This is a genomic window from Streptomyces sp. NPDC059900 (assembly GCF_050270335.1).
GTDB lineage: Bacteria > Actinomycetota > Actinomycetes > Streptomycetales > Streptomycetaceae > Streptomyces.
In genome coordinates this window covers 1-7,856 of record NZ_JBNNJZ010000386.1, presented here as the reverse complement: position 1 = coordinate 7,856, position 7,856 = coordinate 1, and the positions used below count along the sequence as shown (strand labels likewise).

The 7,856-nt window shown below is 70.2% G+C and carries 9 protein-coding genes; 2 read left to right on the top strand and 7 right to left on the bottom strand.

Going from position 1 to position 7,856, the window contains the following annotated elements; all coding sequences use genetic code 11:
- The first annotated feature begins 113 nt into the window (after window positions 1-113).
- Together ACQKIP_RS33420 and ACQKIP_RS33415 are read left to right on the top strand one after the other, a co-directional pair.
- Window positions 114-611, top strand: coding sequence for an SRPBCC family protein (locus ACQKIP_RS33420; RefSeq protein ID WP_365866852.1), 498 nt, complete (start codon window positions 114-116; stop codon window positions 609-611).
- Window positions 612-924: 313 nt separating this feature from the next.
- Entirely contained in the window at window positions 925-1,191 is a 267-nt protein-coding gene (locus ACQKIP_RS33415) for a hypothetical protein (RefSeq protein WP_365866871.1), read from the top strand.
- 131 nt (window positions 1,192-1,322) lie between these two features.
- Here ACQKIP_RS33415 and ACQKIP_RS33410 read toward each other — a convergent pair whose 3' ends face one another.
- The 7 genes from ACQKIP_RS33410 to ACQKIP_RS33380 all read right to left on the bottom strand — a co-directional run bounded on the left by ACQKIP_RS33410 (window position 1,323) and on the right by ACQKIP_RS33380 (window position 7,839).
- Window positions 1,323-2,942: an adenosine deaminase family protein gene (locus ACQKIP_RS33410; protein WP_427745010.1), complete on the bottom strand. Its 1,620-nt coding sequence runs from the start codon at window positions 2,940-2,942 to the stop codon at window positions 1,323-1,325.
- Window positions 2,943-3,198: 256 nt separating this feature from the next.
- Window positions 3,199-3,348 (bottom strand): hypothetical protein, encoded by a 150-nt coding sequence (locus ACQKIP_RS33405; protein ID WP_365866854.1) that lies wholly within the window; start codon window positions 3,346-3,348, stop codon window positions 3,199-3,201.
- 115 nt (window positions 3,349-3,463) lie between these two features.
- Window positions 3,464-3,883 (bottom strand): FKBP-type peptidyl-prolyl cis-trans isomerase, encoded by a 420-nt coding sequence (locus tag ACQKIP_RS33400; protein WP_365866855.1) that lies wholly within the window; start codon window positions 3,881-3,883, stop codon window positions 3,464-3,466.
- A gap of 259 nt (window positions 3,884-4,142) precedes the next feature.
- Entirely contained in the window at window positions 4,143-4,844 is a 702-nt protein-coding gene (locus tag ACQKIP_RS33395; protein ID WP_365866856.1) for a hypothetical protein, read from the bottom strand.
- Between the two features lie 218 nt (window positions 4,845-5,062).
- Window positions 5,063-6,205 carry a PP2C family protein-serine/threonine phosphatase gene (locus ACQKIP_RS33390; protein WP_365866858.1) on the bottom strand — a complete coding sequence of 381 codons (1,143 nt, stop codon included), beginning with the start codon at window positions 6,203-6,205 and terminating at the stop codon, window positions 5,063-5,065.
- A gap of 310 nt (window positions 6,206-6,515) precedes the next feature.
- Window positions 6,516-6,827: an ANTAR domain-containing protein gene (locus tag ACQKIP_RS33385; RefSeq protein WP_365866860.1), complete on the bottom strand. Its 312-nt coding sequence runs from the start codon at window positions 6,825-6,827 to the stop codon at window positions 6,516-6,518.
- A 79-nt stretch (window positions 6,828-6,906) separates the two neighbouring features.
- Entirely contained in the window at window positions 6,907-7,839 is a 933-nt protein-coding gene (locus ACQKIP_RS33380) for an alpha/beta fold hydrolase (RefSeq protein WP_365866862.1), read from the bottom strand.
- Window positions 7,840-7,856: the final 17 nt, after the last annotated feature.

Here is a 7,856-nt window from a genome sequence, read left to right as displayed (position 1 = left end):
CTGCACTCCTGCAACGGCGGCGCCGATCAGCGCAGTCGCAAAGCGGGGACTGTCGCTTCGACCGTCAGCGGGTGACTGCGCTCGCGGACCTGAAGAGCTTTGGAGCACCCTCCATGGACAGCAAGTCGTTCGTGTACACGACGTACATCCGCACCACCCCCGAGCAACTGTGGCAGGCCCTCACCGATCCGGCGTTGACCGACCGCTACTGGGGCGTGCGCTTCACGACCGACTGGGCAGAGGGCTCGCCCCTCGTCTGGACGCAGAGCGGAGCGGACATCGCCCACCCCGATCAGGTCGTCCTGACCTGCCGCCCCCACCAGAGGCTCGCCTACACCTGGCACACCTTCACCCCCCAGTGGGCCGAGGCGGTGGGCATCAGCGAGGAAGTGCGCAGCCGGCTCGCGGCCGAGAGGCGCTCCCGGGTCACCTTTGATCTCGAACCTCAGGGTGCCCGGGTCAAGTTGACCGTCACGCACGACTTCGACCCCGCCGGTTTCCTGCACGACATGTGCATCCAGGGGTGGCCGCCCATCCTCTCCAGCCTCAAGACACTGCTGGAGACCGGCACTCCACTGCCCGATCCCGGACACCGCGCCGACGAAGGCTGACACTCAGCGGCGGGTGACCGAGGCGCGGCGGGAGAGCGCCCGGGCTGTCGCCCGCACGGCAGGCCCGTAGCCCGCTTCGGCGAAACCGGTGCTGGGTGCCACGACTGACAACGCGGCCACCACTTCGTTGCCGTCTCGCACCGGCGCGGCCACGGTGGTCACCAGCCGCCCAGGGAGCCGTGGACTCCCCGGGCGGCCGGTGTGGTCTGCCGGACGGCCGATTGTCGGCGTCCTTGCGGCTGGGTTGCAGGTCGCCAGGCCCTGTCGAAAATCCCGGCAAGGGCGTCGGTCTTGCCCATAGAGTCCTGCCTTGATGAAGAGAAGAGTGCAGTTCACCGAGCAGGTTGCGCGGTTCCGTGACTACATGCCGGCCGGAGACCGAGAAACGTTCCTGCGTCTGGTCGGCAGGATCGCAGCCGAGCCAGAGGGCGCCGGCAGTCACCTCGCCTATACGACCGATACAGTGACCCGCTCAGTGCGGGAGGACCACGTCATGGTCCAGTACGTCGTAACGAGGTTCTACGTGGTCTTCATCGAACTCGACATCTACGACGCGTCGCGTGGCTTCAACGAGGCGTAGTCGGCTGCGAGACGGCACCGATCACCGATCGGTGCCGTCTGGTGCGTCGGGGCGGGGCACTGGCCTCAGCACGTCACCAACTGAGCACATTCGTCCGTACGCAGTTGGGCACAATCACATGTGCGCGGGCGCTATCCCGCGTAGGTGTGGCCGTTCTCGAAGCGGTTGAAGGCCGCTTCCTGGCGCCACTGCACGGCTGCTTTCGGACTGGCGTCGAGCAGCCCGGCGCACGCCCTCGAAGGTGTGGCCTCGCCGGGCACATCGTGCTGGCAGCGCGCGGCGCGCCGGTAGTTGTCCGCGGTGGCGCGCTCGCGCCACAGGCTGCGCCCGGGCAGGAAGGCGTACTCCAGCGAGGCGCGGGCCAGGTCCTTGAGCTCCGGATACGAGAGGTCGTAGGTGCGGGCCGCGTAGCGGTATTCGTGGCTAATGTCGGTCCGTGAGATGCCGGGATCGTCCGTGGCCAGGACGATGGGCACGCCGTGGGCCCGGTAGGCGTTGAAGGGGTGATCCTCGCCGGAGACGCCGAGGATCTGTGCGTTGCTGGTGAAGGGCACTTCGACCGCCACGTGCCGTTGCGCCATGGTGCGCGCCAGGTCCTGCCAGTTGTCCTCGTGGACCAGGTCGACGCCGTGGCCGATGCGCTCGGCGTGCCCGGTGTGCACGGCCTCGTTGATGTGGAAGGTCAGGTCCTCCGGCTTGACCAGCCCCGGCCACAACTCACCTGCGTGCAGGGTGATGTGGGCCTTGGGGTACTGCTGGTGGAGGTAGTCCAGCATGCGCATCTGCAGCCGGTAGTGGCGCAGTGCGCTGTCCCCGTCCTCGGGCTGGACCAGGTTGATGGCCACGAAGCGGGGGTCTTTCTCGGCCAGCCTGAGGCCCAGCGCCATCTGGGTGAAGACGCGTTCGGGCGAACTGCCCCGGCTCACCTGGGAGATCCAGCGCATCGGCAGCTTGCAGCCGGGCGCCGCCTCCGAGGTGGCACAGCGGCCCGCGGCCCTGCGTTCGGTGTCGGCCTTGTCGGCATCGCGCCGCGCCTCGGCGACCAGGCGGTCCAGCCCGCCGCCGGCTTGCAGTGCGTCGTGCAGCCGATCCAGGTCGGCGTCCCAACCGACCTTGTCGGCCAGGCGTCTGGCGGATCCCGAGGCGGGGGTGTTCATGGTCTCCAGGTAGAACTGATTCTGCGCCACCGCGCTGTCGGCGACCTCGGCGAGGAGCTCGCCGGTGTGGCGCCAGGGCACCTCGCCGAACTTTTCGAAGGTGGCGAAGAAATGGTCATGCCCGGACTTGCCGGCCGGGAAGTCCTGCATCGACCAGGCCCGCAGAAGCGAGCGGTGGAAGGCGGCATCGGACCGCGCGTCGGAGGCAGGCCGCTGGCCCTTGCCGCACGGCCCCTCGACGGCAGTCATCGACTTCTTCTCGATGCACAGCCCGTCCCGCCCGGCGAGCTCGATCAGGTACTCGGTCGAGACGGCACCGGAGAGGTGGTTGTGAAGATCTGCCCCCTTCGGCAGGGAGCGGAAGAATTCCCGTGCGGCGGGGGTGTCATGACGCAGGGTCTGCAGGTAGGCGTCGGTGCGCAGTTCACCGGCGCTGGGCACCCGCGGTGCCGCAGCGGAGCGTGCGTCGCCGGGACCGGCGGAACCGGCCCCGACCATGCCGGGGTCGGTGGCATGGGCGGTCGGGGAGAGCAGAGACAGGGACGAGAGGGCGGCCAGGGCTGCGGCGCCGGCCGGCAGACGGCCCCGGTGCATGCGTGCACCGGCAGGGAAGTGGAAGATCACCTACGGATCTTGGCCGCCGCGCGAACCGGACCGCAGGACACACACCGCTGGGCGTGAGCAAACCACCCGACCGAGTGCCGCGCTGGGCCGGGCAGGAATATCAGTCCACCGGGCACGCTGCACGATCACCGGCGCCTCGTCGCCGACGGTGACCACCCCTGTCCCTTGGCGAGTTGAGTACCGGTCAAGGCCGACAACCGTGCATCACGCCTCCTTGCCGCGAAGGTCACGCACCGTTGTCGAGGAGGGTCTGGTGCGGCGGGCAGCCGTAGGCGGCCTGATAGACGGCGGCGAACCGGTTGGGCTGGGCACAGCCCCAGCGGGTGGCGCTGGCGGTCACGGTGATCCCGGTGGCGGCTGCGGCGATGTCGGTCATGCCGAGGTCGGTGTGCGCGTGCTCTTCGATGGAGGCGACGGCGCGGCGCGACGTGGCCGGTGAGCGTCGTGGCGGTCCTCGATAGTGGGCTGCCCGGTTGCCCGCAACACCGGGTTCAGGCCGGACCGGTCAGGCCTGGGCCGCGCGGGGTCGTTCCGTCCACGACCGAGAGCAGGTCCACGACGAAGACCAGCGTCGAGTTCGCCGGGATCAGCGTAGAGGGGGACTGCTTGCCGTAACCCAGACGCGGGGGAACGATGATCTCGCGCCGGCCGCCGACCTTCATGCCCCGCACGCCCCGGTCCCATCCCTTGATGGCCCTCCCACCGCCCACGGCGAACTTGAACGGCCGGTCCTGCTCCCAGGAGGAGTCGAACTCCTTTCCGGACGCGAAGGTGACTCCTACGTAGTGCACGCGGATGACCGTGCCCGGCCGCGCCTCGGGTCCGTCGCCCACCACGAGGTCCCGGGTCGTCAGCTCGGCGGGTGCGTCACCCTCCGGAACGTCGACGGTGGGCTTCGTCAGTTCGCTCATAGCGGTCCCCTCGCTCGCCGCCGGAATCCCTCGCACGGGCCGGGCGGAGACATGGACATTCCATGCGGCAGACGATCACGCTACCGGCCCTGCCCGTGTTCCGAGGTGCACCCCGCGGCACGGAGCACCGCTCTGGGGCAGGGGGATGTCCGGAGCCGGTGTCGGGCATACGCCCGCGGGCGCCGGAGGATGTCGGGGCAGTGGCCTCGGCCGTGAAGGGTGAGGGCACGTGCGCGGTGGCGTCTGCGGCACGAGAGCGTCAGTTCAGTTCGGCCCGTACGGCCCGTACGAGAGCGTCCACGTCCAACTCCTGCCCGGGAGCCAGCGTCCGGTTTCGGCGGGCGGCGGACGCCTCGACGATCGCCTGGACTTTGGCCTGCTCCTGCTGGTACTCCCACTGCGCGGTGGCCACCTGGCCGGCGGCGTGGATCGCCGCGACCTGCGCGACGTTGGCACCCTTGATCTCCTCCATGGCCTGCTGGTGTGCCTGGCTGCGTGCTTCGCGCCGGTCCGAGCGCCACAGCGGTGCGCAGACCGCGTACACCGCGGCGGTGCACCCGACCCACAGCAGCGCGGCCAGCTCCCAGTCCGGTGTCCAGGCGGTGAGTCCGGCCACGACGAAGGCGGCCGCGCCGCCGAAGGCCATCCGCATCGTGTTGGTGTCGCCGTTCGGCTGGGCGGCGGCGATGCACCCCGCACAACCGGTGATCGCGGCCACCGAGCCCGTGATCCACAACGGGGCGACGGAACCGTCGTGCTGGCCCCATCCCCAGGCGAGCGCGGACATGGACGTGGTCAGCAGGCCGGGGGCGAACCTGCCGAAGTGCTCCCACGCCCGATGTCCGAGCGACGGGTGGGGCGGCAGCGCCGGATCCGGGCGGTAGAGGGCCGCCGGTACGCCGGTGACCTTCTGGGACAGGTAGAGCGCCGGATCGAACGGCGCGGGGCGCTGGTCGCTCACCGGGGCGTCTCCTGTGTGTTCCGGGTAAGTTCCAGTCGATAGTGCTCCCTGGCGCGGCGCCGGCCGCCGCGCCCACGCCGCTGGCCGGCTTCGTGCCCCCGTTCGGCGGACTCGCGCTGCCCGCGCGTGGGGGGAGCACCGGCCCGCCCTTTGGACCGGCGGGCCGGCCAGGCGTTGCAGGTGGTGCCCGCCGCACCAGCACCCCGGCGACCAGCAGTTCAGCTGGAGGAGCCGGCTTCGGGTGACTGGCGACGCACGGCGAGCAGGGCGATGTCGTCTTCGGTGTGCCTGCTGTAATGCTGCAACAGCGAGTCGCGCAGGGCGGTGGGGTCGCAGGGGGCCAGTGCGGCGCGCCGGCGCAGATCTTCCAAGGAGACGGCGAGATCGACGCGGGGTCGCTCGATCAGCCCGTCGGTGACCATCAGCAGCACCTGGCCGTGTTCGAGACGGGCCTGTACGGCGGGTTGGTGCGGCAGGTTCAGGCCCAGCAGCGGGCCGTGCGAGTGCAGGTAGCGGGCCTGCCGGTCGGGGGAGACGACCAGCGGCGGGAGGTGGCCGGCGTTGGCGATGTCCATGGCACCGGAGCGCACATCGAGCACGACCAGGCACATGGTCGCGGTGACGCCGGGATGGAAGTGCACCAGGAGGCGGTCCATCAACCGCAGGATGTGGTGCGGCTGGTGGCCTTCGAGGGCGTAGGCGCGCAGGACGTGGCGCAACTCGACCATGACTGTGGCCGCGGCCAGGGAGTGCCCGGCCACGTCGCCCACGGCCAGAAGCACGCCGCGCTCGACGGCGAAGGCCGCGTAGAAGTCCCCGCCCAGTTGCGCGCGCTCCATCGCCGGCACGTAGCCGACGGAGAGGTCGACCGCCTCCAGCGCGGCCAGCTTCTCCGGCGGGGGAAGGAAGGCGTGCTGCAGGTCGAATGCGAAGCGGCGATCGTCCCGGACGGTCTTGGCCTCGCGCTCTGAAAGCAGCACCCGGTCGACCGTGGCCAGTAACTCCTCCGGCGCGACGGGCGAGGCCAGATAGGCCATGGCGCCTGCTGTCAGTCCGCGGATGCGGTCGCCCGGATCGTTGGCTTCCGCGGAGATATGGATGACGGGGATATGCGGAAGCTGGGGGTCGTTCCGTACCTGCTGGGCGAGTTCGAATCCGCTCACCCCGGGCAGGCGGACATCGAGGATGGCCACGTCCGGTAGCGGATCGGCCTCGTGCAGAACGGTCAGCGCCTCGGGGCCCGAGGCGGCCTCCAGCACCCGGTGGCCGGCCCGCCGCAACACGCTGCCCACGGCGAAGCGGTTGGGCTCGTGGTCGTCGACGACCAGGATCGTTGCTGTTCGGGACACCGCTTCGCTCACGCGCGGAATTTACGGGGCCGCGGCGGGCAGGCACAAGCCCCATCCCCTCGTGCAGGTGACCTTTCCCTCTTCCTTGCGCGCTGAGTCCGCTGTGCTGTGAGCCGTGCAGGCTCGGTCGAGACCACCGGGGGAGGAGGGGAAGCTGTGGTTCCTGATCCGGCGTTCGGCTCCGTCACCACCTGCCATTCGTTGACGAAGGCCGCCCTCGGGCGGTGCGCCGGGGCCTGGTCCGCGCGGCGTCTGCCTGCTGCTTGCTCGGGACGCTGCCCGTGGCGCGAGGGCGGACGGCCCGGGCTCTGGAAGATCGCGCTCAGGGGGTTTGCCGTGCCTGCACGGCGGTCGTCAGATGCTTGCGCAGACTTTCCGGCATTGGCTGGCCGGTGGTGGTCGCCACGATGGCCTCGGCGACCTCCCGCAGTTTCACGTTGGCGTGCTGGGAGACCGTCACGAGGATGTCCCAGGCATCCTCCGGCTGCAGTGCGTAGCCCGCCACCAGCACTCCGCGGGCCATGTCAATGACGGGGCGGTTCGCCATCGCCTGCTGCAACTGCTCGCGTTCGCGCAGCGTCGCGGCAGTCTTGTCGGTGTGATCCTGTTGCGGCTGCGGCTGGGGAGGTCGCATATCAGGCGTTTGCCCCGCCCCGCCGCCCGTACACCGGGCGGGGGCGGGAAAGGCCGGTAACGCTTGCTTGCGCCCGGCCTCAATCGTCTTCGCTGATGAAGCCGGTCAGTGCGGCAGCGACGGCAGCGGGCTGTTCATCGGGGATGAAATGCCCTGCGTCCGGCACGATGATGCCGGTGGCGTGGTCGGCCCACGGCCTGATGGAAGCGGCCATGTCGGGGATGGAGCCGTGGCTGCCGGAGATCCCCAGCAGCGGGAGCGTCAGGCGCTGTCGTTCCAGCGCTGCGTGGTTCTTCCGCGCCGACTGGGCGGCGTCCCGGTAGTAGGCCAGGGAGGCACGCAGACCGCCGTCGGCCGCCACGGACGCGGCGTACTGCTCGACCTCGGCGTCGTCGAAGGTGCCGGAGGAGAGGGCCTTGGCCTTCAGGAACCAGTCGACGTACGCCCGTTCGCGGCCGGCGAGCAGCGTCTCGGGCAGGTCGGGCACGAGGTGGAAGGCGAAGTGCCAGGTCTTCCACGCCTGTTCGGGGTCGGTCGGAATGGCGTCGGGGAGGGTGATGCCCGGGATACCGGCATCGAGCAGTGCCAGGCCGCGCAACTGGCTCTGGTAGTTCAAGGCGAGGGAGAAGGCGACCCACGCACCGATGTCGTGGGCGGCCAGCCAGTACGTCGAGACTCCCAGCGCCTTGACCGCGGCGTGGACGTGCGCGGCGACCGTGTGCGTGTCGTAGCTGATGTCCGGGCGTTCGGAGTGGCCCTGGCCCGGCAGGTCGATCGCGATGACGTGGAAGCGGTCGGCGAGCTTCGGCATCACTTTGCGCCATGCCCACCAGGTCTGCGGGAATCCGGCGAGCAGCACGACGGCCGGGCCGTGCGGCTGGCCGCCCTCCACGGCGTGAACCCGGACGCCGTCCGCGTCGGCCCAACGGTGGGTGAAACCGGCCAGGTCGGGCAGCGGCAGGTCGCGGACCGGGTTGCCGGTGACCGGGTGGGCGCTTGCGGGGGCATTCATCGTGTCCTCCTTCGTGG